The sequence below is a fragment of the Fangia hongkongensis FSC776 = DSM 21703 genome (assembly GCF_000379445.1).
GTDB lineage: Bacteria > Pseudomonadota > Gammaproteobacteria > Francisellales > Francisellaceae > Fangia > Fangia hongkongensis.
The window spans coordinates 1-26487 of record NZ_KB902250.1 but is presented as its reverse complement, the minus strand read 5'-3'; the positions used below and the strand labels follow the sequence as shown (position 1 = coordinate 26487).

General features: G+C 38.4%; 28 protein-coding genes. 14 read left to right on the top strand and 14 right to left on the bottom strand.

What is annotated here, in order from left to right; translation table 11 throughout:
• Positions 1-158: 158 nt before the first annotated feature.
• The 5 genes from A37Q_RS0106065 (at position 159) to A37Q_RS14765 (ending at position 4632) form a co-directional block, all read left to right on the top strand.
• Positions 159-743: a CBS domain-containing protein gene (locus tag A37Q_RS0106065; protein ID WP_018299392.1), complete on the top strand. Its 585-nt coding sequence runs from the start codon at positions 159-161 to the stop codon at positions 741-743.
• Positions 744-2648 (top strand): ATP-binding cassette domain-containing protein, encoded by a 1905-nt coding sequence (locus tag A37Q_RS0106060; RefSeq protein ID WP_018299391.1) that lies wholly within the window; start codon positions 744-746, stop codon positions 2646-2648.
• On the top strand, positions 2641-2934 hold the full coding sequence (locus A37Q_RS0106055) for a DUF2288 family protein (protein WP_018299390.1): 294 nt from the start codon (positions 2641-2643) through the stop codon (positions 2932-2934). The genes A37Q_RS0106060 and A37Q_RS0106055 overlap by 8 nt, the downstream gene beginning before the upstream one ends.
• Positions 2935-3041: 107 nt before the next feature.
• Complete coding sequence (locus tag A37Q_RS0106050) at positions 3042-3521, top strand: FKBP-type peptidyl-prolyl cis-trans isomerase N-terminal domain-containing protein (RefSeq protein WP_018299389.1); 480 nt, start codon at positions 3042-3044, stop codon at positions 3519-3521.
• A gap of 130 nt (positions 3522-3651) precedes the next feature.
• Positions 3652-4632: a thioredoxin domain-containing protein gene (locus tag A37Q_RS14765; RefSeq protein ID WP_018299388.1), complete on the top strand. Its 981-nt coding sequence runs from the start codon at positions 3652-3654 to the stop codon at positions 4630-4632.
• 1 nt (position 4633) lies between these two features.
• Here A37Q_RS14765 and A37Q_RS0106040 read toward each other — a convergent pair whose 3' ends face one another.
• From A37Q_RS0106040 to fvfA, 7 genes are all read right to left on the bottom strand, one after another.
• Positions 4634-5995 carry a UDP-N-acetylmuramoyl-tripeptide--D-alanyl-D-alanine ligase gene (locus tag A37Q_RS0106040; RefSeq protein WP_018299387.1) on the bottom strand — a complete coding sequence of 454 codons (1362 nt, stop codon included), beginning with the start codon at positions 5993-5995 and terminating at the stop codon, positions 4634-4636.
• A gap of 25 nt (positions 5996-6020) precedes the next feature.
• Positions 6021-7502 (bottom strand): UDP-N-acetylmuramoyl-L-alanyl-D-glutamate--2,6-diaminopimelate ligase, encoded by a 1482-nt coding sequence (locus A37Q_RS0106035; RefSeq protein WP_018299386.1) that lies wholly within the window; start codon positions 7500-7502, stop codon positions 6021-6023.
• A 6-nt stretch (positions 7503-7508) separates the two neighbouring features.
• Entirely contained in the window at positions 7509-8264 is a 756-nt protein-coding gene (locus A37Q_RS0106030; protein WP_018299385.1) for an SDR family oxidoreductase, read from the bottom strand.
• A complete protein-coding gene (gene hemL / locus A37Q_RS0106025) occupies positions 8264-9595 on the bottom strand; it encodes a glutamate-1-semialdehyde 2,1-aminomutase (RefSeq protein WP_018299384.1) in 1332 nt (443 codons plus the stop codon). The genes A37Q_RS0106030 and hemL overlap by 1 nt, the downstream gene beginning before the upstream one ends.
• Before the next feature lie 65 nt (positions 9596-9660).
• Positions 9661-10644, bottom strand: coding sequence for a glutathione synthase (gene gshB, locus A37Q_RS0106020; protein ID WP_018299383.1), 984 nt, complete (start codon positions 10642-10644; stop codon positions 9661-9663).
• A gap of 9 nt (positions 10645-10653) precedes the next feature.
• The gene (fmt, locus tag A37Q_RS0106015; protein ID WP_018299382.1) at positions 10654-11604 is read right to left on the bottom strand and encodes a methionyl-tRNA formyltransferase; all 951 of its coding nucleotides are present in this window, start codon (positions 11602-11604) and stop codon (positions 10654-10656) included.
• Between the two features lie 17 nt (positions 11605-11621).
• Positions 11622-12041: a Francisella virulence factor A gene (gene fvfA / locus A37Q_RS0106010; RefSeq protein ID WP_018299381.1), complete on the bottom strand. Its 420-nt coding sequence runs from the start codon at positions 12039-12041 to the stop codon at positions 11622-11624.
• 189 nt (positions 12042-12230) lie between these two features.
• Between fvfA and A37Q_RS0106005 the strand changes: the two genes are divergently transcribed.
• The 5 genes from A37Q_RS0106005 (at position 12231) to A37Q_RS0105985 (ending at position 19809) form a co-directional block, all read left to right on the top strand.
• Positions 12231-14372 (top strand): anthranilate synthase component I, encoded by a 2142-nt coding sequence (locus A37Q_RS0106005; RefSeq protein WP_018299380.1) that lies wholly within the window; start codon positions 12231-12233, stop codon positions 14370-14372.
• A gap of 72 nt (positions 14373-14444) precedes the next feature.
• Positions 14445-15527, top strand: coding sequence for a carbohydrate kinase family protein (locus A37Q_RS0106000; RefSeq protein WP_018299379.1), 1083 nt, complete (start codon positions 14445-14447; stop codon positions 15525-15527).
• Between the two features lie 264 nt (positions 15528-15791).
• Complete coding sequence (locus A37Q_RS0105995) at positions 15792-17030, top strand: MFS transporter (RefSeq protein ID WP_018299378.1); 1239 nt, start codon at positions 15792-15794, stop codon at positions 17028-17030.
• 13 nt (positions 17031-17043) lie between these two features.
• Complete coding sequence (locus tag A37Q_RS14760) at positions 17044-18495, top strand: glycoside hydrolase family 15 protein (RefSeq protein ID WP_018299377.1); 1452 nt, start codon at positions 17044-17046, stop codon at positions 18493-18495.
• A gap of 243 nt (positions 18496-18738) precedes the next feature.
• Positions 18739-19809: a glycosyl hydrolase family 17 protein gene (locus tag A37Q_RS0105985; RefSeq protein WP_018299376.1), complete on the top strand. Its 1071-nt coding sequence runs from the start codon at positions 18739-18741 to the stop codon at positions 19807-19809.
• A 2-nt stretch (positions 19810-19811) separates the two neighbouring features.
• On the opposite strand, the gene mnmC is transcribed toward A37Q_RS0105985, so the two are convergent.
• Genes mnmC through A37Q_RS0105965 form a run of 4 tightly spaced genes read right to left on the bottom strand, consistent with a single transcriptional unit; the run spans position 19812 to position 23013 of the window.
• A complete protein-coding gene (gene mnmC / locus A37Q_RS0105980; RefSeq protein WP_018299375.1) occupies positions 19812-21809 on the bottom strand; it encodes a bifunctional tRNA (5-methylaminomethyl-2-thiouridine)(34)-methyltransferase MnmC2/FAD-dependent 5-carboxymethylaminomethyl-2-thiouridine(34) oxidoreductase MnmC1 in 1998 nt (665 codons plus the stop codon).
• A 37-nt stretch (positions 21810-21846) separates the two neighbouring features.
• Complete coding sequence (locus A37Q_RS0105975; protein ID WP_018299374.1) at positions 21847-22269, bottom strand: PaaI family thioesterase; 423 nt, start codon at positions 22267-22269, stop codon at positions 21847-21849.
• Positions 22270-22273: 4 nt separating this feature from the next.
• On the bottom strand, positions 22274-22576 hold the full coding sequence (locus A37Q_RS0105970; protein ID WP_018299373.1) for an RnfH family protein: 303 nt from the start codon (positions 22574-22576) through the stop codon (positions 22274-22276).
• Positions 22573-23013 carry a type II toxin-antitoxin system RatA family toxin gene (locus tag A37Q_RS0105965; RefSeq protein ID WP_018299372.1) on the bottom strand — a complete coding sequence of 147 codons (441 nt, stop codon included), beginning with the start codon at positions 23011-23013 and terminating at the stop codon, positions 22573-22575. The genes A37Q_RS0105970 and A37Q_RS0105965 overlap by 4 nt, the downstream gene beginning before the upstream one ends.
• A gap of 74 nt (positions 23014-23087) precedes the next feature.
• Between A37Q_RS0105965 and smpB the strand changes: the two genes are divergently transcribed.
• Both smpB and ttcA read left to right on the top strand, forming a co-directional pair.
• On the top strand, positions 23088-23570 hold the full coding sequence (gene smpB, locus A37Q_RS0105960; RefSeq protein ID WP_018299371.1) for an SsrA-binding protein SmpB: 483 nt from the start codon (positions 23088-23090) through the stop codon (positions 23568-23570).
• A gap of 4 nt (positions 23571-23574) precedes the next feature.
• Positions 23575-24375, top strand: coding sequence for a tRNA 2-thiocytidine(32) synthetase TtcA (gene ttcA, locus A37Q_RS0105955; protein WP_018299370.1), 801 nt, complete (start codon positions 23575-23577; stop codon positions 24373-24375).
• Here the strand turns inward: ttcA and A37Q_RS16530 are convergent.
• Entirely contained in the window at positions 24372-24494 is a 123-nt protein-coding gene (locus tag A37Q_RS16530) for a hypothetical protein (protein WP_018299369.1), read from the bottom strand. The two genes, ttcA and A37Q_RS16530, sit on opposite strands and share 4 nt — an antisense overlap.
• A gap of 132 nt (positions 24495-24626) precedes the next feature.
• A complete protein-coding gene (locus tag A37Q_RS0105945) occupies positions 24627-25184 on the bottom strand; it encodes a DNA-3-methyladenine glycosylase I (protein WP_018299368.1) in 558 nt (185 codons plus the stop codon).
• Between the two features lie 107 nt (positions 25185-25291).
• On the opposite strand from A37Q_RS0105945, the gene A37Q_RS15820 reads away from it, so the two are divergent.
• Together A37Q_RS15820 and A37Q_RS0105935 are read left to right on the top strand one after the other, a co-directional pair.
• The gene (locus A37Q_RS15820) at positions 25292-25855 is read left to right on the top strand and encodes a 5-formyltetrahydrofolate cyclo-ligase (protein WP_169710243.1); all 564 of its coding nucleotides are present in this window, start codon (positions 25292-25294) and stop codon (positions 25853-25855) included.
• 3 nt (positions 25856-25858) lie between these two features.
• Positions 25859-26125, top strand: coding sequence for a BolA family protein (locus tag A37Q_RS0105935; protein WP_018299366.1), 267 nt, complete (start codon positions 25859-25861; stop codon positions 26123-26125).
• Between the two features lie 106 nt (positions 26126-26231).
• Here the strand turns inward: A37Q_RS0105935 and A37Q_RS0105930 are convergent.
• Positions 26232-26487: IS3 family transposase (locus A37Q_RS0105930; protein ID WP_018299365.1), on the bottom strand; the 256-nt coding region annotated here is incomplete at its 5' end.

Below are 26487 nucleotides of genomic sequence, written 5' to 3'. Positions count from 1 at the left end.
ACTTAATTTTTAAGCGCTTCAAACACAACACAACCCTTCATAAGCCATAACTACTTATAAAAGGATTATAAAAGGTGATATCTGCTTTATAACATTTGCCAAGCCTTACATACCTAGTTTAAACTTATTATATAGTTCATATTAAAAAGGCTATTTCCATGTTTAAAGATTATAAGTTATTAAATACAGATTCTATTCATTCACAAAGCATTCCCTATCATCATCCAGATACTGTAGAAGTTATTACACTTGAAACACCTGCACTTGATGTGTTGGCAGATTTTCATACGAAAAGACCTAGACATATCCATAAAGATGCACTTGCCAATGATGCGCTTGAGCTGATGAAAAAAGAGCAAGTTCGCGCCCTTTTGGTGATTGATGATCATGATCAAGTTGTAGGGCTAATTAATGCCGCGCGTGTTCATGGTGCCTATAAAACACAAATTGCACAACAGCACGGAATTAAAACCAAAGATATCACCATTGCCAACTTAATGGCATCTTTGAAAGAGCTACCACTATTAGAATACAACACGGTAAAAGATGCTTTAGTTGGTCACATTGCAAGACTACTGCACGAAGGAAATATTGATCATATTTTAGTTTATGATCACGACAGCAATAATAAAAAAGTTATCCGTGGTATTTTCTCAGCAAGCTTTATCGGCAGACGTCTTGGCAAGCATATTGGTGGAGATTTAGGTTTAAGCACACTAGCTGAGATGAATCGAGTTATCTAAATGCCTATTATTTCTCTTCGTAACCTCTCTTTAAGTTTTGGACACCATGCACTATTAGATAATGTGTCTTTTGATATCAATGATAATCAGCGCTTATGCCTTATTGGGCGAAATGGTGCGGGAAAGTCATCTCTTTTCAAAATTATCTCGGGTGAAATTGCCCCCGATACAGGTGAGCGTATTTCACATCAAGGCGCTTATCTTGCCTCGTTAAGACAAGATGTGCCACAAAATAGTGATCATCACACAGTTAAAGAAGTCATTCTTCAGGGTTTAAATGGTATTGGTGATACGCTCATTAAATATACTCGCCTTATTGAAAATGCAACCGAGTCAGAGGCACTTGATCAGTTATCACAATTACAAAAAGATATTGATCAACATCAAGCTTGGGATGCCTTAAATGAAGTAGAGATTCTCCTTTCAAAACTCTCATTAAGCGCGGATGTGCGATTTGACGCTCTCTCTGGCGGACTAAAGCGCCGTGTTTTACTCGCGCAAGCTTTGATCCAAAAGCCAAAACTTTTATTACTTGACGAGCCAACCAACCATCTTGATATTGATTCCATCCACTGGCTAGAGGAGTTTCTCAAGCAGTTTAAAGGAAGCATCCTTTTTATCACTCACGATAGACAATTTTTGCAAAATGTAGCAACTGATATTGTTGAACTTGATCGAGGTAAGCTCTATAGCTACCCTGGCAGCTATGATAAATTTCTACAGCAAAAAGAAGCTGCCTTACACAATGAGCAAAAAGAGGCTGCTCTGTTTGATAAAAAACTCGCGGATGAGGAAAAGTGGATTCGACAAGGCATTAAGGCCAGACGCACCAGAAATGAGGGACGTGTGCGCGCACTTAAACAAATGCGCGAGCAAAGAGCACAGCGCCGAGAAAAACAAGGTGTCAGCAAAATTGAAGCTGCAACCAGTCAAAACAAAGCAAAAGTTGTTTTAATTGCTGATAATATTAGTTTTCAATATGAAGATAAAAAGCTTTTTAGTGATTTCTCCTGTCAGATTAACCGTGGCGATAAAATAGGTATCTTAGGGCCGAACGGGGTGGGTAAAAGCACACTTATTCAGGTTCTACTTAAAAAAATAGTACCATCAACAGGTGCTGTTAAACATGGTGATAGCGTTGATATTGCCTATTTTGATCAGCTAAGAGCCTCACTTGATCTTGAGCGCTCTGTCATTGATAATGTACTTGAAGGCAAAGAATATATTAATATCAATGGTAAAGAAAAGCATATTATTAGCTACTTACAAGACTTTTTATTTTCACCGCAAAGAGCACAAAGTCCTGTTTCTTCACTCTCTGGGGGTGAGAAAAATCGCCTGTTGCTCGCCAAGCTTTTAGCCAAACCAAGTAATGTTCTAGTTCTTGATGAGCCGACTAACGATCTGGATATTGAAACCTTAGAAATTCTTGAGGAAATGCTTGTTAATTATCAGGGCACGGTGCTTTTGATTAGTCATGATCGCACATTTATTAACAACCTTGTCACAAGCACAATTGTATTTGAGGCAGGTGGAAAGTTAAATGAATATATAGGCGGTTATGATGATTGGCTTTCACAAACAAGCGCCAAGAGATTAACCGATACCTCTAAAGCTTCAGCCACAAGCAAAAACACCAAAGGCAATAAACCTGAGAGTAAATCACGTAAGCCAAAGCTATCCTATGCTGAGAGAAAAGAGCTTAATAAGCTGCCAAATGATATTGAAACATTGGAAAGTGAAATTGCATCAATTCAAGCTGACATTGCCAGCAGTAACTTTTATCGGCAAGAGACTGATGTGATTAAACAAACTAATTTAACGCTTGAGTCGCTTAATGCGGCATTAGAGCAAAAATATGCACGCTGGGAGATGCTCGCTGAGATTGAGGCTAACAATGAGTGATTCATTATTATTAAAAGCAAAGATAAATAGTGAAACTGCGAAGCTGCCTTGGTCGAATTTACAGCGTTTATTTGCTCAAGGTAAAGTTTTTTATGTTGATAGTTCTCTTGATTTAATTGAAACTGCCTTTGAAATTGCCAATAATGAGCAGATAAAAATTGACCAATACCTGCAAGATAATCTAATTTATAGAGTTAACGATGATCAAGCTAAAAACTGGTACGAGCAGAATCAAATACTATGGGTGAGTGTTATCAAACCTTGGGTATTGGTGCAAGAGATTTAAACTTTCCCCTGTAAAACACTTGTTCTTTTTAAAGAGCCTGTTTAAGCTTGGGTGTACTTCTTTTTATAAAGATTAATAACTGATAAACAAAAAACGATGGAGTCATCATGAATAAAGTTACTAAAATCGGCCTTAGCGCATTAATTGCTTCTGCTTTTGTTGGCAGTGCTTTTGCTGATAATCATGCACACAACAGCACTACAGCTACAACAAGTTCAGCTGCTGTTGCAAGCAAAACAGATATGACAACTGCAACAGCGCCTAAAGATAACTCAGCTGATGCAAGCTACACTATTGGTTACTCCGTCGGCAAAAACATGATTACACAGCTTAAGCAACAAAAAGTTGATTTAAACCTAGCAAAACTACAATCTGGATTTGAAGCTGGCGTGAAAGGTGATAAACCTGAGCTAACTCAAGAGCAAATGGAACAAGCAATGCAATCTTTCCAAAAAGAGATGGAAGCTAAAATGAAAGCACAGCAAGAAGCAGCGCAAAAACAAATGGCAGCAGCAAAAGACACTGCTCAAAAAACAGCTGATGCAAGCAAAGCTACAACAGCAACCACAGCAACAACAACTTCTTAATGTAACACTCTAAAACAGTCACATATAATATTTCCGATTATTTAGGCATGAATATTTTTATTTTTGTTCGTTGCTTTGATATATTGGATTCAACTAATTTCATATTTAATGTAAACGGAGTGTTCCCACTATGCAAAAATCAAAAAAACTTCTCATTGGCGTTGTTGGCGCTGCTATCTTCAGTATCGCTTTAGCTGGATGCAGCAAGTCTGAGACAAAAGATAGCACCAAAGAGCAAACAGCGGTAACAGCTGCCGCTAAAACAACAGATACAACGACACATACAGCAAAAGACCAAACAAAACTCTTAAATGATGTTAGTTACACTCTTGGCTATAGCGTGGGTCATAATGTGACTGCTCAGCTTCAAGGCCAAGGAGCAACTTTAGATACCGCAGAGCTTCTAGCGGGCTTCAAAAAAGGTGCTGCAGAAGAAAAAGGCAAATTCACCGATGCTCAAATGCAAAGCATCATGCAGGCTTTTCAACAACAACTGATTAATCAGCAGCAGCAAAAACAAGTCGCTGGCGTATTAAAAAGTGCCGATACACTACTTAACAGCCAACATGCGCCAACAGTAGGTCCTAAAAACGCAAAAGTTGCTGTGATTGAATTCTTTGACTATAACTGCATGTTCTGTAGTAAGATTGCGCCAGTTGTTGAAAAAGTCATGGATGAAAATCCAAATGTTAAGTACATCTTCAAAGAGTTCCCTATCTTCGGTCAACGCTGGGAGTCTTCACAATATGCCGCTGAAATGGGCTTAGCAGTCTATCAACTAAAAGGCGCTGAAGCTTATATCAAATATCATAATGGTGTATTTGCAACTGGTAATGATGAAGGGAAACTGACTGTTGCTGATGTGAAAAAAGCCGCAGCACAAGCTGGCGTCGATGTGACAAAAGCTGAAAGTGTTATGAAAGATAAAAATATTACTGGCATAATCAAATCTGATATGGATCTTGGCTTTACGCAACTAGGCATTCAAGGTACACCAGCTATTATTGTTATGCCAACCTCTGGAGCAAATGCACAAAATACAACTGTTATTCCAGGGTTTGCGCCTAAAGCAAGTATTCAAGCTGCAATCGATAAAGCACAAGGGAAGTAATTTACATTCTTTTAAGCGCGCTTACAATTTCTTCCATCTTATTTACCCTTGCCCCTTTAACAATCACTAAAGTTGGCAAGCTATCTTGTGCTTCTTGAAGCTCATCTTTAAGGTTATTGATAATTTCTTGCTTATCGACATAGTATCTCGCTTGTGATCCTGCATTTTCAAGCACATGCGCCATAACCTCTTTTTGTCCATATAGGTATACCGAATCAATGTGTGCCGCTTTAATGAGCTGGCCTATCTTTTTGTGATAGTAAATTTCATGCTCTCCAAGCTCTCCCATACTACCAAGCACAAGTATACGCGTCCCTTCAAAGCGCTCGAGTGTTTCAATGGCTGCTTCAACCGATTTAACACTAGCATTATAGGTATCATCAATTAAAGAGATCTGATCACTCAGCTTAGTTAAAGAAAAGCGCCCTTGATAGCCATTAAATCCACTTAAAGCATAAATGGCTTCTTTTAAATCAAGCCCAAGCGCGACAATATAACCAAGTGCCATGAGTGCATTTTGAATATTGTGCACACCACTGACATTTAAAATACCTTGATAACTTATATCTTTATAACGCACCGTATATTCAAACCCACCTGACACTTCTGAGTGCGATGCCAAATATAGATCTGCTCCTTTTTCTGTCATGCTAAAACTAATTTTGTGACAGTTAAGAAATTCACTGTGATGATAAATGCGTCTATCATCATGATTAATAATCGCCGTATCACTTGGCGTTAACGCCTGCAATAATGCGCCTTTTTCTTCCATCACACCATCTAAAGAGCCAAGCTTTTCTAAATGTGAAGCAGACACATTCGTAATGCCTGCAACATTCGGCTGAATCAGTTTCGCTAAATACTCAATCTCACCCGGCGCATTTGTTCCTGCCTCCAGCACCATATAATCACAATCAAGTGGCGCCGAGAGGATGGAAATTGGCACACCCAGATCATTATTAAAATTACCGGGGTTTCCATATACCCTAGCGAAATGTGACAATATCTGTACCAGCATCTCTTTGGTAGAGGTTTTCCCACAGCTTCCTGTTACTGATAAAATCGGCATTGTGAATTTTTCCCTATGCGCTAAAGCAAGCGCATAGAGGGCTTTTCTTGTATCTTTAGCCACAATCTGCGCAATAGGCAAATTCTTTTGCTCAACGGATACAAGCACTGCTGTTGCACCATGTTCAATCGCACTTTGAATATATTGATGACCATCACGTTTATCTTTGATGGCAATAAAAAGATCACCCACCTTAATTAACTTAGAATTAATATGCGCACCTGTAATGGCAACATCCTCACCGATATATTTTGCCTGAATGGACTTTGCTAATGTTTTTAATGAATTAATCAAGATTTACTCCTTGCACCGCTTACTCTTACAAACTCGAATCACCGCGACTGTAATACGCTTTTACAATCTCTCTTTCATCAAAATAATGGCGTTTATTGTTTTTATCAAGATATGTTTCATGCCCTTTTCCTGCTAATAATACGACATCTTCACTCTCAGCTATCTCAAGTGCATGATAAATTGCCTTTTCCCTCTCTTCAATTACGGTGTAATGATCATCTAATGAAAAGCCTTTTTGAATATCTTTAACAATGCTATTAAATGGCTCTGTTCTACTATTATCCTCTGTTACAATACAAACATCAGCATAGCGCTTTGCAACCATTGCCATCTTTTCTCGTTTGGAGGTTTCTCTATCACCACCGCAGCCAAACAAACAAATAAGCTTGCCACTTAGCCTTTCTTTTAATGCAATCAGTACATTTTCAAGCGCATCTGGTGTATGGGCATAATCGATAACAACCGCTGCTTTAGAGCGATACTCAAGAAGCTCAACACGTCCCTTTGCACTTTTTAGCTGCTCAAGTTTTTCAACAGCAAGCTCATAACCATTTGCCATCATTGCAGCAAAACTTGCAGCAATATTGCTGACATTATATTTGCCAGGTATCGATAGCAAACATATGCCTATATATCGCTTTTGCCAATAAACCTTCACTTTGTGCTTTAACTGAATCGTCTCAACAATCTCAAAAAAACAATCTGCCGACTTATTTTCAATGCTGTAGCTAAAGCATGTCAGCTTTTTCTTATCAAGAAGCCGATATAGCTTTTGCCCATAGTCATCATCGATATTAATAATAGCTATTTCAACACTTGGCATCATAAATAGTGAGCGCTTTGCATAAAAGTAATTATCCATTGACCCATGATAATCCAAATGATCAACATCCAAGTTAGTGAAAATCGCCGTTTTGATCTTAATGTTCTCAAGTCGTCTTTGATCTAATGCGTGAGAAGAGGCTTCAAGAGACAGATGGTATGCCTCTTTTTTAACAAATTGCGCCATCCAATCATTGATTGCAATACTATCTAAGGTTGTGAGCGGAGAGTCCTGCAACAAAGGATATACGCCATTACCAATGGTTCCTAAAACGGCTGCTTTTTTCTCTAGCGTTGTAAATAATCCCGCAATAAAGTGTGCAATTGAGCTTTTGCCATTTGTGCCAGTTACTGCATAAATATCAAGTGCTCTTGAGGGATAATGATAAAACCATTCAGCAAATGCTGCCAGCTCATTTTTAATGGTTTTCAGCTCGAGAATATAAGGTTGATCAATTTTTTGTGAGAGAGTATTTCTATCTTCAACGATAGCAAATAAAGCGCCATTTTGAAATGCATCTAGCACATATTGATGCCCATCATACACCTCCCCTTTAAGGGCAATAAAAATGCTATTTTGAGCTATAAGCCTGCTATCTTGCGTCAGATGATGAAGCACGATATCTTGATGATTTTTAGGAAAGTCTTGATGAAAAAATTGGAAAATCTCAGATAACTTTCTCATGTTAGTTTATTTACCACCTGAAACATCAATAAAACTGCCAGTACAAAAAGAAGATTGATCTGATAGTAACCACAAGATAGCATTAGCCACCTCGCTTGCCTCTCCACCTCTTTTCATTGGAATCTTATGTTTTATTTTTTCAACTCTATTTTTATCACCTGATTTTGCATGAATATCTGTATAAATAAACCCCGGACGCACAGCATTAACGCGAATATTTTCCTCAGCCAACTCTAGTGATAAGCCTACTGTTAACGAATCAAGCGCACCTTTTGATGCTGCATAATCTACATACTCATTTGGAGAACCTAGCTGTGATGCTCTAGAAGATATATTGACAATGTTACCTCCTTTGCCATCATATCGTGGAGACATCCGTAAAATGGCATGCTTTGAACACAACATAGGCCCGAGCGCGTTAAGCTCTAGCACTTCTTTTATCCTAGCTGCGTCCATATGATCCAATCGAGAGGCACTAAAAAGCGTTCCTGCATTATTGACAAGGTCAGTTAATGGGCCTAGCGCTGCATCAATCTTTTCATACATCCTGACAATGTCTTTTTCATTACAGAGATTAGCTTTAACTGAAATTGCCTTTGCCCCTTTAGATAACAACGTTTCTACTAACTTTGATGCCTTCGCATCATTGTTATGATAGTGCACGGCAATGTCATAAGACTTCTCAGCAGCAAGCAAACAGGTTGCCGTACCAATTCCGCCTGTTGCACCGGTAATTAATAATACCCTGTTATGAGTTTTCATTAGCTATTTTGCAAACAATTTAAAAGGTAAGTATCAAATAATGCTATTGTTTGATCAATCAGCTTATCATCGTGTGCAATAGACATAAAACCTGCTTCAAATGAAGACGGTGCAAAATAAACACCTTGATTGAGCATATAATGAAAAAAATGATTAAATGCATTTGCATCACAGGCTTTAACATCATCAAAGGATGTCAGCTGCGTTTTTTCAGTAAAATACAAGCCAAACATGCTTCCTATAGATTTTGCGCTAAATGGATAATTATGGGTTTTTGCAACTTTATTTAAGCCATCAACTAAACGTGTGGTTTTCGCTTCAAGGTTTTGATAAAACCCTGCTGTGGTAATTTTGTTTAAGGTAGCAAGCCCTGCCTGCATAGCAATCGGGTTCCCTGAAAGTGTTCCTGCCTGATAGACAGAGCCACTTGGTGCGATCATTTGCATGATCTCTTTTTTACCACCAAAGGCGCCAACAGGCATGCCTCCACCAATGACTTTACCTAAGGTTGTTAAATCTGGCACGATGTTGTAATAACCTTGCGCTCCTTGTAATGATACCCGAAAACCGCTCATGACTTCATCAAAAATTAATACTGCTTTATATTGATCACAAAGCGCTCTTAATCCCTCTAAGAAACCTGAGAGCGGTGTTATAAGATTCATATTCCCAGCAACCGGCTCAACGATAATGGCACCAATCTGATCTGGGTACTTTTTAAATAACGCCTCTACACTGTCTAAATCATTAAAACTGGCTGTCAGGGTGTCTTTTACTGTCGCTTCAGGAACACCTGGAGAGTTTGGAAGACCTAAAGTTAACGCACCAGAGCCTGCTTGTACTAAAAACTGATCCCCATGACCATGATAACAACCTGCAAATTTAATCAGTTTATTTTTGCCACTGTATGCACGTGCTAAACGCACAGCACTCATCGTCGCCTCTGTACCAGAGGAAACAAAACGAACTTGCTCCATATTTGGCAATATCTCACAGACTTTCTTGGCAAGCTTAAGCTCAAGCTCGCAAGGCGCACCATAGCTGAGTCCAAAAGCCGCCTGATGTTGAACTGCCTTAATGACATCATCATCCGCATGACCCAATATCATCGGCCCCCAAGAACCAACATAATCAATGTAACGATTGCCATCAACATCATAAACATGCGCACCTTTCGCTTTGGCTATAAACTTCGGTGTGCCGCCCACGCCTTTAAATGCCCGCACAGGCGAATTAACACCGCCTGGGATATACTCTTTTGCTTCGGTGAATAATGCCTCAGAGTGTTTATTCTGTCTTTTAGCATCTGTAACTATATTATTTAATTGCATCTCAATATTCCTTGAATAAAAAAACAATGATTTGGTGTTATTAACACATAAATAAATTATTATACTTATGAAATTCTATCTTTTACTATTTCCATCAAACGCTCGGCTGCATTTATGCCACTTTGATGATAGATCTGCTGAATCATTGTTGGCGAAGTGATATTAATTTCGGTCAATGCACTTCCTATAACGTCAATACCAGCAAATAATACACCTGCCTCTTTTAAATCTTTGCCCACTGTTGCAGCGATATCATACTCGTATGTTTTCAGCTTTCTTACAATCGTTTTTGCCCCTCTTGCAGTATTGCCACGACCATCTTCAGGGTTTGGAATACGCGCAACAAGGTACTCAAGCGGCTCACCATCAACAATCAAAATACGCTTATCACCATCAACAATTTCCTTTTGATATACCTGCGCCATTACAAATTGTGTTTGATAGGATGTGATGGTCTCTAAAATAACGTTTCGATTTGGATCAGCTTCCTTAATTCTAAAGATTGACTCCCCCCCCATACCATCAAGCGGTTTGACAATAATATCTTTGTGTTGATCTAAAAATCGAATAATTTGTGAAAATTCACGCGTAATTAAGGTTTTTGGCGCAAACTCAGGATAACGTGTAATGGAGAATTTTTCATTTGAATCTCTAAGTGTACTTGGCTTATTCACAATCAAGGTACCAAGCCTCTCGGCCATCTCTAAAATATAAGTGGCATACACATATTCCATGTCAAATGGGGGGTCTTTGCGCATAAAGATTGCACTAAAGTGCGATAAGTCAAACGTTTCGCTCTCAATAATACGATACCACTTCTTGTCCGTATTACTTAAAAGTTCAATATGATGTGCTCGGCCATAGGCAATACCATCTTCAACCCAAAGATCATTCATCTCCAATACATACTGACTCCAGCCTAACTCTTTTGCAGCATGCAGCATCATAAAAGTGCTATCTTTTTGAATATTAAACGACTCAATTGGATCAATAATGTAGGCAATTTTAATATCGCCCCCATCTTTTCTATGTTTATGAGAGAGAATCATTTTTATCTCCTAAAGTGTAAGACCAATATATTGTGTCAAATCATGACCATTTAAAATACTGGCAACATCCATCATTTTTTTCCCGGGAAATTGCAGCTTTGCAATTTGAATAATATGGTCTTTTGTTTGTATTTGAATACCTGATTTATCAGCTGCAATCATTACGCCAGCAGCGTCACTCGAGCATTTTTCTAGAATATGCACATCTGCAACTTTAACCATCTTGTCTTCCAGCATGAAATAAGCGCTTGGCCAAGGGGTAAATGCTCTTATTTTTCTTTCAATCTCATGCGCTGATTGAGAGAAATCTATACGTCCTTCTTCTTTGCTAATCTTATGAGCATAACTTGCCTTTTCATGATCCTGCTTGATTGCACAAAGTGTCTTGTTATTAATATCTGATAGCACTTTTTTAACGGCAGGAATGGATAACTCAGCCAGTTTATCATGCAGCAAGGCCGAGGTATCGGCGATATCGATATCAATCTTTTGTTGATGCAACACATCCCCAGTATCTAGCCCTTCATCCATCTGCATAATACTGACGCCCGTTTGCCGATCTCCTGCTTCAATTGCCCGTTGTATTGGAGCCGCACCTCGCCATTTTGGTAACAATGAGACATGAATATTAATACAGCCATACTTGGGCACTTCAAGAACAGCTTTTGGTAAAATCAAACCATAAGCTAATACGATCATCACATCTGGCTTTAATGATTTTAGCTGTTCAATATATTCAGGCTCTTTTCTAAATGAGACAGGTTGAAACACCTTGAGATTATGCTCAGAGGCAAGTGTTTTAACCGGGCTCGGTAACACTTTTTTCCCTCGACCTTTCATTCTATCTGGCTGCGTAAACACACCAACGATATCGTACTCATCTTTAATCAGCGCGGACAGCACAACCTTGGAAATCTCAGGCGTCCCAGCAAAAACAATGCGAAGCTTCGTATTTGTCATATCAAGCTCCAAGCAGACTACTTATAAGCATAAGCATATAAGCTCACGCCATCCAAAGGCCCTTTTTGACGAGAAGACATACAATTTCCAATAACTTTTGTTGCCCCATTTTCAGCGGCTTTCTCTCTTGCTACCAACACACTTTTCTCACAGATAGATTGAATCTCTGAGCTATCTTTAAAATGCGTCACCACACGAATAATACCAATAGGTGACTCATTTATGCCATTTACAATTGGTACCGCTTTTCTTAAATCCATATCTTGAGAGACATAAAAATTAACTTGATTCAGTTTCACTGGTGCCAATTTTTCTTTGGTTTGCGGTAGATAAACCCCATGTGGTGTGTAGTTATGCTTTGGATAAACTGCCCAGAAAAAACCAATAATGGCAACCAATAAGCAAGCATAGATGATATTTTGTTGTAAACGACTCATTTCAATATTACGCTAAATAACCTTGGGAGCTATAATAGCATAATATTGTTAAGATATATTGGTTAATATCGCCTAACTTGATTGCTTTTTAGTGGAAAGTTTAAAATACCATCATAATCACCTAGACTTTAGATAAATACTACTGTATCGTTACACAAATACAAACTAAATTACTACATCGTGGGACCAATGAAAACTCAACGCTTTACAACGCCATCAAATATAGAAGTTCATTATCAAAAAAAACCGATTGATGTATCAACACTTGATCATATTACTAAGAAACTTGATCAATATAAGGGGGTAATGCTGTCTTCAGGCATCGACTACCCCGGGCGTTATAACCGTTGGGAGCTAGGTACCTTTAATCCGCCTTGTGAAATCATCGCCTATAAAGAGCATGTTGAATTCATTGCCCTTAATCCGCGTGGAGAGGTGATTTTAGCATTATTTAAGCCCGTATTTATGGCCAATAATATCAATATCGTAACTGAGCAAAAGGATAAGCTTATATTTTCTATCTCCCGTACTAATCAGATATTTAGTGAAGAAGATCGAAGTAAACAACCTTCTGCTGTGAGCATATTACGCTTAATCAACCTTGAAATGGATAAGCTTAAAGACAACATGCTGGGATTATTTGGTGCGTTTGGGTATGATTTGATATTTGAATTTGAACCATGTGAGTTGCAACAAAAGCGTGATAATCAAAATAAGATCTACCATCTATTCTTTGTTGATAAAGCCTATGCAATTGATAAACAAAAAGAAGCGGCTTTTGAGCTTTCTGTAGAATTCATGAAGGAATCACTAACAACAATCGGACAGTCCTCTGAGCCTTTTTATACACTAAAGCAGCAGAACACTCCCTTTAAAGCGGAGTCAGATATTCAAGTATCTTTAAGTGATCAAGAATATGCTGAGCTTGTTAAAAGTGCAAAGAAGGAAATGAAAAAGGGAAATATTTTTGAAGTGGTCTACTCCCGTCACTTTCATGCCAAAGTGTCAGGGAAACCTTCAGAGTTATATCACACTTTGAAAGAAATGAACCCAAGCCCTTATGAGTTCTACTGTCAATTAGGGGATGAACAAATTATTGGCACCTCCCCTGAGATGTTTGTTCGCTGCGAAGGGAAAACGGTTGAATCTTGCCCTATTTCAGGCACGATTACTCGTGGTAAAAATGCCATGGAGGATGAAATGCAAATTCGTAAGCTTTTAAACTCTTATAAAGATGAAGTTGAGCTGACTATGTGCACAGATGTTGATAGAAATGACAAAGCACGCATTTGTGAAGCTGACAGCATTGAGCTTATCTCAAGGAGAACCATCGAGAGATATACTGGTCTTTTTCACACTGTGGATCATGTAAAAGGACAACTTCGAGAGGGCTACAACGGTCTTGATGCTTTTTTAAGTCACATGTGGGCAGTTACCCTCACAGGTTCACCCAAAAAACGCGCAATAGAGCTTATTGAGAAAAATGAAAACCAGTCACGTAAGTGGTACGGTGGCTCTATTGGCTGCCTTGGCTTTAATGGAGACATGAACTCAACAATTACAATCAGAACGGTGTATTTAACCAATAATCATGCTTATTATCAATCTGGCGCCACACTGGTTTGGGACTCTAATCCATTGGATGAAGCGAAAGAAACCATCACAAAGGCTACCACTTTCTATCGAGCACTTAATCTTAAAAAAGCGCCATCCAAAGAAGATAGCAAACTTAGTCGCTTCGATGGGTTATATGCAATTATGATTGATTATGAAGATTCATTTGTCCACACATTAGCAAGCTACTTTAGAAAATTGGGGGTAATACTTGAAACTTACCGCTTTGACGCTATTAGCACAAAAGAAATTATTGATAAAAAGCCTGATTTAGTCATTCATTCGCCAGGGCCTGGTAGACCTTCTGATTTTGATTTGGCAACAAAGATACAAAAAATAGCTGACCAAGGTATTGCCCAATTTGGCGTATGTCTTGGACTTCAGGGAATCATTGAGGCATTTGGTGGCAAGCTTCAATTGCTTGATGAGCCAAAACATGGAAAAATATGGAAGCTCAAACACCATAATCATCCACTTTTTAGCGGTATCGACATTGATAGTGATGTAGCGGCTTATCACTCTTTAATCGCTGATGGTGAGCATATTCCTTCAAAGATAGAAGTAATTGCCACCAATGAAAAGGATGATATCATGGCCATTTCGCATAAAGAACTACCTATTTTGGCTGTGCAATTTCATCCTGAGTCTATTTTGACTTTGCATAATGATACGGGAATAAAGCTAATTGCTAATGCACTATCGTATTTAAAGGCGTAAGCCCAAAACACTCATGACATCTTGATAAATTTCAGGCACAATACTCACAAGGAATATGAAGATCAGCGCTGTATGAAAATCAAAGCTTTAACTATAGGTGGTGCGACTTTAGACACCATTATCGAATATGAAAAAATGGAAACCATGGAAATTCAAAAGGCTATCGGAAAACAGGCTTATTTGTTGTTAGAAGAAGGCGCCAAAATTGAAGTGACCAAACAAAAGTGCTTTAGTGGTGGCGGTGCGACAAATGCTGCTGTATCTCTTAAAAAACTAGGCATTGATGTAAGTTTCTTTGGGAAGGTTGGCAAAGATAGCACAGGTCAATCGCTATTAGAAGAGCTCAATAAGCAAGGCGTTGATACCTCTCAAGTTCGCTTTTCCAACCATTTTGGCACAGCGACCTCTTATGTGGTTCCCTCTTTAAAGGGGGATAGAACCATTTTTGCTTATCGCGGTGCTAACCGTGATCTTTTAACTGAAGATTTACCGATTGAGGCCATTCAAAGTGCTGATTTTGTTTATGTCACTTCATTAAGTAAAACCTCTGCTGCCCAATTGCCAGAGATTGTGAATTTTGCTAAATCTTGTAATACAAAGGTTGCGATCAACCCAGGAAGCAGCCAGCTTGAACTTGGCAGTGGCTTTATTAAAGAGTCATTAAGCGGTATTGATATCTTAATTCTAAACTATGAAGAAGCACAAAAGCTTATGAGCTCGCTTTTAAGCGATGAGACAACTGAAAAAGTAACTGATCATAAGCAAAACTTACTTGAAGCACAACCTGTCTATCAAGACAGCTTCTTCTCTCTAAAAGAGTTTTTCCAAAAAACTTTAGCACTGGGCCCAAGACTTGTCGTTGTTACAGATGGCGCAAATGGCGTTTATGTTGGAACAGAGAAAGAGCTTTACTTCCATCCTGCACTTAAAATTAAAAATGTTGTCAACACCCTCGGTGCAGGCGATGCATTTGGCTCTAGCTTTTCAGGAGCGATCTATTCAGGGGAAAGCATTGAAAAAGCGGTTGCCTATGGTCTTGTTAATAGTGCCTCTGTTATTCAGTATCATGATGCGAAATCCGGGCTCCTTGATAAAGATGCACTATTGGAAGCAGTTGCAAAAATCACGACGCCCTTACAAACGGTGAGTTGGTAATAGGCAGTATTTTAAGTGCCCAAGAGGTGCCATATACCACCCGCAAACCATTTCACCCTATTTCTGCCATTGAATTTCTTGTTCTTTTGAGTCATCAGATATTGCTAATAGTCCAAGCTATTACCTGCAACCCAATGACTCAAAACTATCAAAAACTTCTTCAACATTAAACACCGCAAAATGATTCGCAAGTGGTATAGCAGCATTTATTCTTTAAAGTGAAAGTGTTATGTTAGCCTCACTATAGAATATCAGGATCTCTAATTGGGAACACATACCCCCTCATCAGCTAGCAAGAAACGCACCATAATTTATCAATCTAAAGTAGATGCTTCAAAAGCCATCTTTCTGACCTTTGTTGCTTTTTTATTTAGTGGCTTTCAGGCTGCCATCTATGGCATGTTAAGCGTGCCCCTTTCCACCCATTTTAATATTTCTGCAAACACGATTATTTTCTTTGACGGTTTTGGTCTTTGGGGACAGATTCTGGCAATGGCAACCGGCGGTCTTATCATCAATAAAATTAAGGCCAAAAACACCCTCTTATTATCTGGCGTTTTAATGATCGTCGGCTCATTTTTTTCCATTCTAGCGCCAGATGTTTATATCTACACCATCATGGTTTTCATTTGCAACATGGCGATTGGTTATACACTTGTCTCGTGTAATTATATGGTTATGGGCACAGTTAGCAAAGAGGGTGAGTCAGAAGGCAAACTCAGCATATTAAATGTCTTTTTTAGCCTTGGTTTTCTTATCAGTGCTTCAATTGTTGGTATGATACTTTTTTACTCCAGCTGGCAATGGGTATTTATTGTCATTATGATCTTGTTTGTGCTTTTTATTATCCTCTTATTATCTTTGCGTATAGATGAGGTGGTTGATATGCACAAAAGCCGACACTCATGTACTTCTCAAGAGCAAAATAACCAAAAGGAACCCTTTTTAACCTTGCCGATTATATTGACTGCTATTGCATTATTTTGCATTGTTTATACCGAGCAAATCATGAATTACTACAACCAACCACACTTGCATTACAACCTTGGCATTGACATGAAAACAGTTGGAATGTTGGTATCAACCTATGTTTTTGCTCAGCTTCTTGGCCGGCTTATATTTGGCAAGTTTCTTCTGCCTTATATTAAAATACACCGCTATTTGATTGTAAGTGCTCTTCTATTTGCTATCTTTTTGATCATTTATCTTTTTACTCATACGCTTTGGATGCTTTTTATTGTGCTTGCAGTACTTGGGTTGGCTGACTCATGTATTTATCCATCTATCCTTGGATATGGGATGGATCAGCTAAACAAAGTCAGTGCGCGCGCTACTTCATTTCTGGTCACAGTAGGTGCAATTGGTATTCCTATTGGCACCTCATTATCTGGCATCATTGGTGAGAGCTTCTCTCGTCAAAGTGCTATGCTTGTCGGCCCTGTAATGCTTGTAATTTTAAGCATTCTTATTATCACCATTCACTCACTGAGAAAGAAAACTTAATGGACATTCTAAAATGCAAATTGACACAAAAAAATTAGCAAGTTGGGAGAAGGTACTTCCCCCTGAATCAAATACGCCAATTTATTTTTGTAATCCAAAGCTTGCGCCCTATTTACAAAACCCGCTGACTTATCAAAGTGCCAAAGAGATTCTCAATCGCTTTCCAAGCAGTTTTAATATCGATTTAAACCAAAATGGCTTTCCACCTGCCGCTGAGCGAGATGTCGATAAAGATGACACAAACTATCATGCCATCTGGGTACGTGACAGTGCATGGGTATATTTTTATTTCAAGGTATTTTCACCTGAAAAGGCGCGCACATTGATTAATCGGCTGATTGATTATTATATCAGTGAAAAACAGCACGCTAGATTCTTGAATATCATCAGCTCACCAGAGCTTGCTAAAGATAAAATGCAAGTCCCTCATATTCGCTTTGATGGTACTGATGAACATTTAGATGATGTAATTGTCGATGGAAAACCTGAGATATGGAATCATAAGCAAATGGATGCCCATGGGCTTTTTTTGCTTGCATTAGCTGATGCCTTTCAATCAGGGTGGATTAATGCTCAGCATCACGTTATTTTGGCTAATTTGATTGATCTTTTTATTCAATTTTTTGAGACGATTGAATACTACCATTATGAAGATGCTGGCGCTTGGGAGGAAATAGATAAAGTTAATACCAGCAGTATTACACTCGTGACAAATGCACTTTTCGCTTGGCAGAAAATTGCCGACGAGCAACAAATAATATTATCTCAAGAGAATAAAATCACTTCCTTGGCTGAAAAAGGGCTACAGACTATTAAAACAAACCTGCAAAAAGGTGGAGAATCGGCAGGCTATGATAAAGATGATTTACGCTATCGCCAAGCAGATGCTGCACTTTTACACATACTTACCCCTGTTATGTTCTCTAAGCTTGAGCAAAAAGAGTATCAAATAATCCTTGATTTGATTGAAACCAAGCTACTTCGCACACATGGGATTATTCGCTATGTAAAAGATAGCTATCAATCTGGAAATTACTGGCTGAAAACTAAAAAAACGCAAGATGAGCCCTCTCTTACCGGGGATAGCTCAGATGCAGCAAGCTTTCAAGCAAGAGAAAATGCAATGCCTGCTAACACTGAAGCTGAATGGTTTTTTGATAGTATGCTCGCACTTGCCTATATAAGCTGCTATCGATCTAATAAGCTTCTTTCCACTCAGGAAAGCATAAAAGCAAAAGCTGCCTACCACATTAAACGCGCCTTAGCGCAAATGACAAAATCGAACACTCTAGCGGCTGATGGCGCACTACTTAAAGGCGAGCTGTTACCAGAGAGCATTAACACCCTTAAAATAAAGGATCAAAAGCACTACGCACCCTCTCCTATTACACCGCTTAATTGGGCCAAAGCCTCTTTAGCACTAGCACTTAATGCATTTATTAGTTTGGATAAAGAAGTATCGTGATACTTTTCAATCACCCTGTAACAATATCACCTGAGACCTATAGCATGTGGTCGTTATGGATAATATATTATAACCTAATAGCAAATCTGCAATAGCATAGCTTATGTATCAAAGTAACTATAAATTTAAGAATGACTTGTAATCAACCCATTTATGTTTAAAATGAGACCGGTAATTTCTAAGACAAAAGAAAAGTTTGTAGATTATTTAGGATTTTAACCTCAACAACAAGGAAACTACATAATGAAAAAGCTATTGTCTCATACAATTATTCTTGGCGCAGCTATCACAGGATTTTCACTTAGCTATGCAAGCACTCCGCTTAGCGCTGATCAAATTAAATCCATCCAGAGCCCTTTTTCTTATAACGTGGGCATGAACTTTGACACAATGGCAGCACCAAGTGTGAACAACCTCTCAAGCGCTGAAGAGCTTATGAAAAATGTTTCAACCAATATTAAGCTTTTTCGTGTTTATCGCTTGTGTGCGGTTGGAAGTGCTAACTGTAGTGTTATTGATATTCCCACTCAAGCACTTGCTAAACAAATGCAAGAAGATTCAAGTATTGAAGCAGTAATTGGCACTTTAAATGTTATGCCAATCTCAGCAAATGACTGGGTTAAAAAGCTAAAACAAACTTTTGGTAGCAGTGTTAATCAAATAAAAGCTATTCTAATTGGTAACGAGGTTAATGCGAACAACATTAGTGCAAGTGAGCTTAAAGCGCGTATTCAAGCGATCTCTCAAGCTTTAACAGCAAATGGTTTGCCAGACATAAGTGTTAGTGCAAGCTTTAATGGATTACCTCGCATTGGAAACGATCCTAATGCAAATGCTATTTTTGATCCTTATATGAATGCTGTTGTTAACAGCTGGAAGAGTACTTGGAATCATGGTTATCCATTTGTTGAGTTCGACCCTTATGCTGATGCGTTAGTATCTCAGAAGACACCACAAAATATTATCAATGCTGCCCCTAAAGTTTTTTCTGAGTATTATGCTGATGTTTATCATAACTATATCTCACGCTTCAAAACCTCATCAGGAAAACCACTTCAAGCATTCATTGGAGAAACGGGTGCTGAAGGCATTGAAGATAAAGATGCCAGTTATGCAGTTAAAGTCAATAATGCGATTACAAGCTCTCTTACCAGTCAGCATAGCATGGCAAGTGGCTACACAATACCAACCTTCCTCTTTGAAATGGTGAATGAGCCAAATAAAGCTGATGGTCAGCGCCAGATGGGGTTTTTCAACAATGACGGTCAAAGTAATGGCAGCAACATTCCAAACTGGGTGTCTGATAAGAAATAGGTTTACCTTTTCTTTTTTAAGCTCCTTGCCATAAAACGCATGGGGTGAAGCGCTTGAAATAGCTCATTAGAGAGTGTTAAGTTTGGATTCCCATGAATTAAATTCGCAATATGTCTTGCTGAGATAAACATTGAACACAACCCTTTTGAGCCAAACCCTGATGTTAGATAGATATTCGGGCAATATTGGGCTTCATCTAATGATTTCAACCTGCCCCCTTTATTAAGCGCTAAAGCATATTGTTTCGCATACTGATCTTTATCTGCAATATTACCAACAAACGGTAAATGATCCGAAGTTACACACCGTGCACTGACTCTAGCCGACCCTATTTGCTCTATATCCGTGTTCACAATAGAGGCTATCTGAGCAATATTAAACAAATGATCTTTATCCTCTACTTGATCATTAGTATCACTATTATCTCGAAAGCTTGCCCCAAATAACTGCGTTCCTTCTATATAAGGTAGCAGATAGCCTTTTGCAATTAAAATGCACTTGTTATTTGCTACGCTTGTCCCTTTTTTTGTTATTGAAATTTGACCAAATGAGCGATATGCCTCAATAAAGTTTAACATAGCTATTTGCTCCATTAGATCAAAGCTGCCTGCAAATACAACGGCATCATATTCCTTTTCGACACGAGCTCCTTGCACATTAAAACAAAGCTGCCATGTTCTAGTTTTATGCTGATACTGACAATCTTCAAGGCTATGATTAAAACTCATTTTCGCCTTTGACTCTATTAACAGTGTTTCAATAAGGCTTTTAGGATTCACCATCACCGCTTGAGGATAATACACACCCGCATGCTCAAGTGGGATATTAGCAATCTCGCTTGCCTTTTCTTTGGATACAATAAAAGCTAAATCTTTTGCAATAGAGCGCTTATTGAAAATATGCTGATAACGTTTTTTCTCTTTCTCATTGCTAAATAATTCAATTGCGCCAGTTTGAATGTAATCAATCTTATTATGATGCTCCTGTAAAATAGCCTTAGTATATAAATACCCGCTCGTATGAAACTGATCAGATAAGTTACAATCTGCTGTTAGATAGGGCTTTAATATACCATAAGGATTCCCTGATGCGCCCATTGCAAAGGAAGGAGATTTATCATATAACTCAGCCTGAATGCCAAGTTTAGATAACTCGTAACAAATTGAAACTCCAGCAAGCCCTGCCCCAATCACAGCCACTTTTTTGCTTGAATTGCTGCTTATTGAATGGGCGACTGATAAGTATTTGGCACAATGAGAACCTGTGCTTTTTTCATGTGACACAACTGCACTTAACATCTCTCGCTTACAGCCAAACCCCTTGTGCTTTGTAACCCTAAAACCAACTCGCTGTAAGCTTTTTCTAACTCTTGATGCAGCTGTAAATGTCGCAAGCGTTGTACCCGTATGGCTTAAGCGCCAAATTTCATCAAATAGTGCCTCTTGCCACATATCAGGGTTTTTATTTGGCGCAAAACCATCTAAAAACCATGCATCAATCACCCCTTCAAATGCACGATAACGCTCAAGTGAATCTCCAATCAAAAGCGTCAAACTAATATCTTTTGTTAACTGGTAATGTGACTGCCCATTATACAAAATCTCTGGATAGATACTAAGTAACTGCTCAGAGTATTTTTGCATCTTTGGGAAAAGGCTATGCGCTTTTTTCAGTGTTGCTTGAGATAAAGGGTATTTTTCGCTACTGATAAAATGCAGCTTCGCCCCTTTCGGTGCATAGTAATCCCAAAGCTCGCACAATGCTAAGAAATTCAATCCCGTACCAAAGCCAGTCTCCGCAACACTAAAGTGTTTGCCTGAGAGAAGCTTGCTGACTCGCGCATAAAGATCATTTTTTTGCAAAAAAACATATTGCGACTCTTCAAGTCCATGCCCTTTTGCAAAAAATACATCATCAAACTCAAGTGAAAATGGCTCACCACTTTTCCAGCTAACATTCACTTCAGTGGATTGATCATTTACTTCTCGAGAAGATGACATAATGAAAAAGTTACCCTTTTACAATAATTAAATTGTCTTAACGCTTTTTAACAGCAACGGTATGGCGATTGATGGAAACAAGCTTCCCCTCGGTATTTCGAATTTCTATTGACCAAACATGTGTTGTTTTTCCGAGGTGAAAAGGAAAGGCTTTTGCGATCAGTTTACCTGATTTCACTGGTCTTAAATGATTGGTATTAATCTCAAGACCAACACAATATTCCTTCGTAATATCTACAGCATAATTTGCAGCCGTACTTCCAACTGTCTCAGCAATACCACAAGATACCCCTCCATTCATAATACCCAAAGGCTGCTTGTGTTTATCTTTTACTTCCATTTCAGCGAGCACATAATCCTCACCCACTTCAATAAAACGAACGCCTAATAAATCTGCAAATAATCCACTGGATCGCTCATTTAAAATCTCAGGGCTTGCAGGTGTTTTCCATATTGCCATATTATTATGCTCCAAATAATCGTATGCCTTCTTTTTTACGTTTTCGCTCAGCACGCAAACGCCTTGCTTCTTTTGGATCAATACTAAGCGGGCGGTATATCTCTACTCTGTCGCCAGCTTTCACTTGATGATCTAAAGAGACTATTTCAGCATAAATCCCTACTTTTTGACAAGTTAAATCAATCTCAGGGAAGTCATCTAACACGCCACTTTGTCGAATGACTTCTTCAACACTGACAGAAGATGTAAATGACAAAGAATATATTCTTTGATGTGCCGCTGTTCCATAAACAAGCTCAACGTTCACTCATTTTCTCCATACACAATCGAAGCGCGCTTACAAAATGCATCTAACATCGTATTGGCCAAAGTATTAAATACAACGCCCAGCGCCATCGCGAGCATGCGATTAGAAAATTCAAACTCCAAATCTAAAGTAACTTTACAAGCTCTTTCATTTAATGGCTCAAACTTCCACAAACCCAAAAGTCGTTTAAACGGACCTTTCATTAGGCGAATTTTAATCTCTTCCTTTGGCGTCATTTCATTTTTGGTGCCAAAATCAATTTTAATTCCACCTTTGGCGATTTTGAGTGTCGCCTCTGCCTCAGTTTCAGTATGTTTATGCACTTCTACAGACTGACACATTGGCACAAACTCAGGGTAGTGATCAATATCATTTACAAGATCATACATCTGACAAGCACTATATTCAACCAGCGCTGTTCGATGAATTGTTGTCATATTGTTTCTCTTATTTTATCAGTTCATGTTAAAATCTTGGCTATTGTAACGCTAAAGGCGCATTTTGCAAAATCATGGCAAAAACAAAAAAGAAACCAAAGGCAACTTCAAATATTATTGCCAAAAATAAAAAAGCCTTTCACGAGTATCTTATTGAGGATCGGATGGAGGCTGGCATTGTCCTTGATGGCTGGGAAGTAAAAAGTATACGTGAAGGTAAAGTGCAAATCACCGACTCACATATTCATATTAAAAACAATGAGGCATGGCTATTTAACGCCAATATCACTCCTCTTCATTCAGCATCCACACATGTATCACCTATCGCTGACAGCACACGAAAGCTACTACTACATCGAAAGCAGATTGATAACCTAATGGGGAAAATTGAGCAAAAAGGCTATACCATTGTGCCACTTTCAATGTACTGGAAAAATTCCCACGTTAAACTTGAAATCGCGATCGCCAAGGGAAAACAACTCCATGACAAACGCCAAGCTTCTAAAGAGAAGGATTGGCAGCGAGAAAAAGAACGTCTATTTAAAAAACACCACTAAAGCTATGACCAATACTGAAAAGAAACTACGTTTTAATCTGACTAAAGCTATTGCTGATTATAAGATGCTACAAAAACATGATAAGGTAATGATCTGTCTCTCTGGCGGCAAAGATTCTTTTAGCTTATTAAAGCTAATGCATAACTTAATCGCTGAAAAAGTATACGATATTAACATCATTGCCTACACGTTAGATCAAAGCCAGCCTGGGTGGGATGATAAAGAGATGCGAGCCTATCTACAGGCACATAATATTCCTTTTGTAATTGAAAAACGCGACACCTATAGCGTCGTTGTTGACAAAACACCTGAAGGAAAAGCCTACTGCTCTATGTGTTCGCGCTTAAGACGAGGGAATATTTATCGGTATGCTCGTGAAAATAACATTGATAAAATTATGCTCGGTCACCACCGAGATGATGTAATTGAGTCCGTTTTAATGTCAATGTTCTATCAAGGCAAGATAAAAACCATGCCACCCAAGCTACTGACAGAAGATAAAACAAATGTCGTCATACGCCCATTAGTTTACTGTCAGGAAAGAGACATTCAACGCTTTGCCAATGAAGAGAGCTTTCCTATTATTCCATGCAATCTTTGTGGCACACAGGAAAATTTAAAACGCCAAAGAATTAAGCAATTACTTAATGAACTGGCAGGCGAAAATCCTAAAATTCCTGTAAATATTTTTAGCTCATTAAAGCATATTGTCCCAAGCCATTTAATGGATGAGGCGCTTTTTAATCTTCGTGACTGTGATCAAGACAGGCTTGATAGGTCTTTGATAGCCAATAATCTCACTTAGTGTTGTTGCTGCATTTGCGCCGTATGCTCTACTTTATACATAAACTTAGCTGCACTTGCGACACCTATGGCAATACTAAGGAGTAACATTATTTCTAATATTGCTGCTAGCTTTTTCATCATCATGCTCCTCAATTACCATATTTCAAGTTACTTTGTTACCAACTACCGCAATATAAATTGCGATTAAAATATAGACTAAGCACAAAATATTAACAGAATCTTAATACAAGGAATTAAGTCACGATTTGTTTATTTTTTATACTTGAAGCAGTTTTTAACATGATCATCAACCATCCCTGTCGCCTGCATAAATGCATAACAAATAACTGGACCTACAAAGCTAAAGCCTTCTGATTTAAGCCATTGACTCAACAAGGTTGCATCCTTATTTGCTGCCGGAACATCCGTGTCACTTTGATAGCAATTATAAATAGGCTCGCCCCCCACAAATGACCAAAGCTTTTCCACCACCGACTCATTTTGAGCTATTTTTAACCAAGTTTGCGCATTTTTGATAATACTTTTGATTTTTAAGCGATTACGAACAATGCCCTCGTTCAGCATTAATTTTTCAACATCATCGTCATTCATCTTTGCAACTTTTTCCAAGTTAAACTGATAAAACGCCTCTCTATACGCCTCACGCTTTTTTAATATGCATGACCAACTAAGTCCCGCTTGCATCCCCTCTAATGATAAAAATTCAAATAACCTCTGCTCATTATATACAGGCTCGCCCCACTCTGTATCATGATAAGCAATCATTAACTCATCCCCTTTTGCCCAAAGGCATCTTGATTTTTCCATCTCGATAACGCTCCATTATCATGATTGGGTGTTATTCACCTGTAATTATTTGTTATCACATTGAATCTATGCCATTATTACATCACCAATATAGCACAGGCACGCTTATGTCTCGCGATATGCTAAGAAAACAAAGGCAAGCTATTTCCTCTCAAAAAAAAGCCAGCGATGAAATACTGCTACTAGAGCAGTTTAAACGTGCATTCCCAACAATTAAACAACTAAATATTGCCAGCTATAAACCAAGCTGGGAGGAAATATCCCCACTGAAGATTGATAGCTATTTAAGCAATGATAACACACTCCACTACCCGATTATACACCCTTATAGAGCAAGGCATTTATGGTTCGCAGAGGATACTCAGAAATGGCGCCATAATCGCTTTGGACTACTAGAGCCTATCATCAACATTAAAAATATCATCGCACCGTGGGAACTTGATCTTGTTATTACACCACTTGTTGGTTTTGATCGGCATAAAAATCGCCTTGGGATGGGAGGTGGCTTTTATGACAGTAGCTTTGCTTTTTTAACACATAAAGAGATTTTCCCTAAAAAACCTCTAATGGTTGGCATTGCATTTGATGAACAGGCGCTTGATTATATTGAAATTCGCCCTTGGGATATTAAAATGGATATTATCATCACACCAAGTCAAATATTAAAATAAACTATGTCTCAAAATATCGATTCCTTACAAAATGAAATCATTCGCAAACTTGAAAAAGCCTTCTCCCCGCAAGCGCTTGAATTAATTGACGAGACGCATAAGCATAAAAAACATAGACACTTTCAAGAGGGTAAACGTCATTTTTTACTTATAATCACCTCAGCTCAACTCAAAAACCTATCAACCCTTAAAGCACATCAAGCAATTTATAGCTGCCTTGGCGATTTAATGAAAGATAAAATCCACGCCCTTTCAATTAAAATTCTATAAGCAATCATCTATTGGCGATTTACCTTTAGCCAACTCAGCTATGCCTCATGTTACTATCTGTTAGATACGTCCATATGGAGTGTCAACACTAATCCGGACAGTTTTCTTAAGCAAATTTAGATTTTCTCTCAAACTCTACAGGGGATAAATAATCATTATGTGTATGCCTCCTTTTACGGTTATAAAATACCTCAATATATTCAAAAATAGCTTTTTTAGCTTGCTCTCGTGTCTTAAAGTTTTCATGGTAAGTACATTCAGTCTTTAAGGTTCGAAAAAAGCTTTCAGCCACAGCATTGTCCCAGCAGTCTCCCTTACGACTCATGCTTTGTTTAATTTGATGTTGTTGAATGATTCTTCGG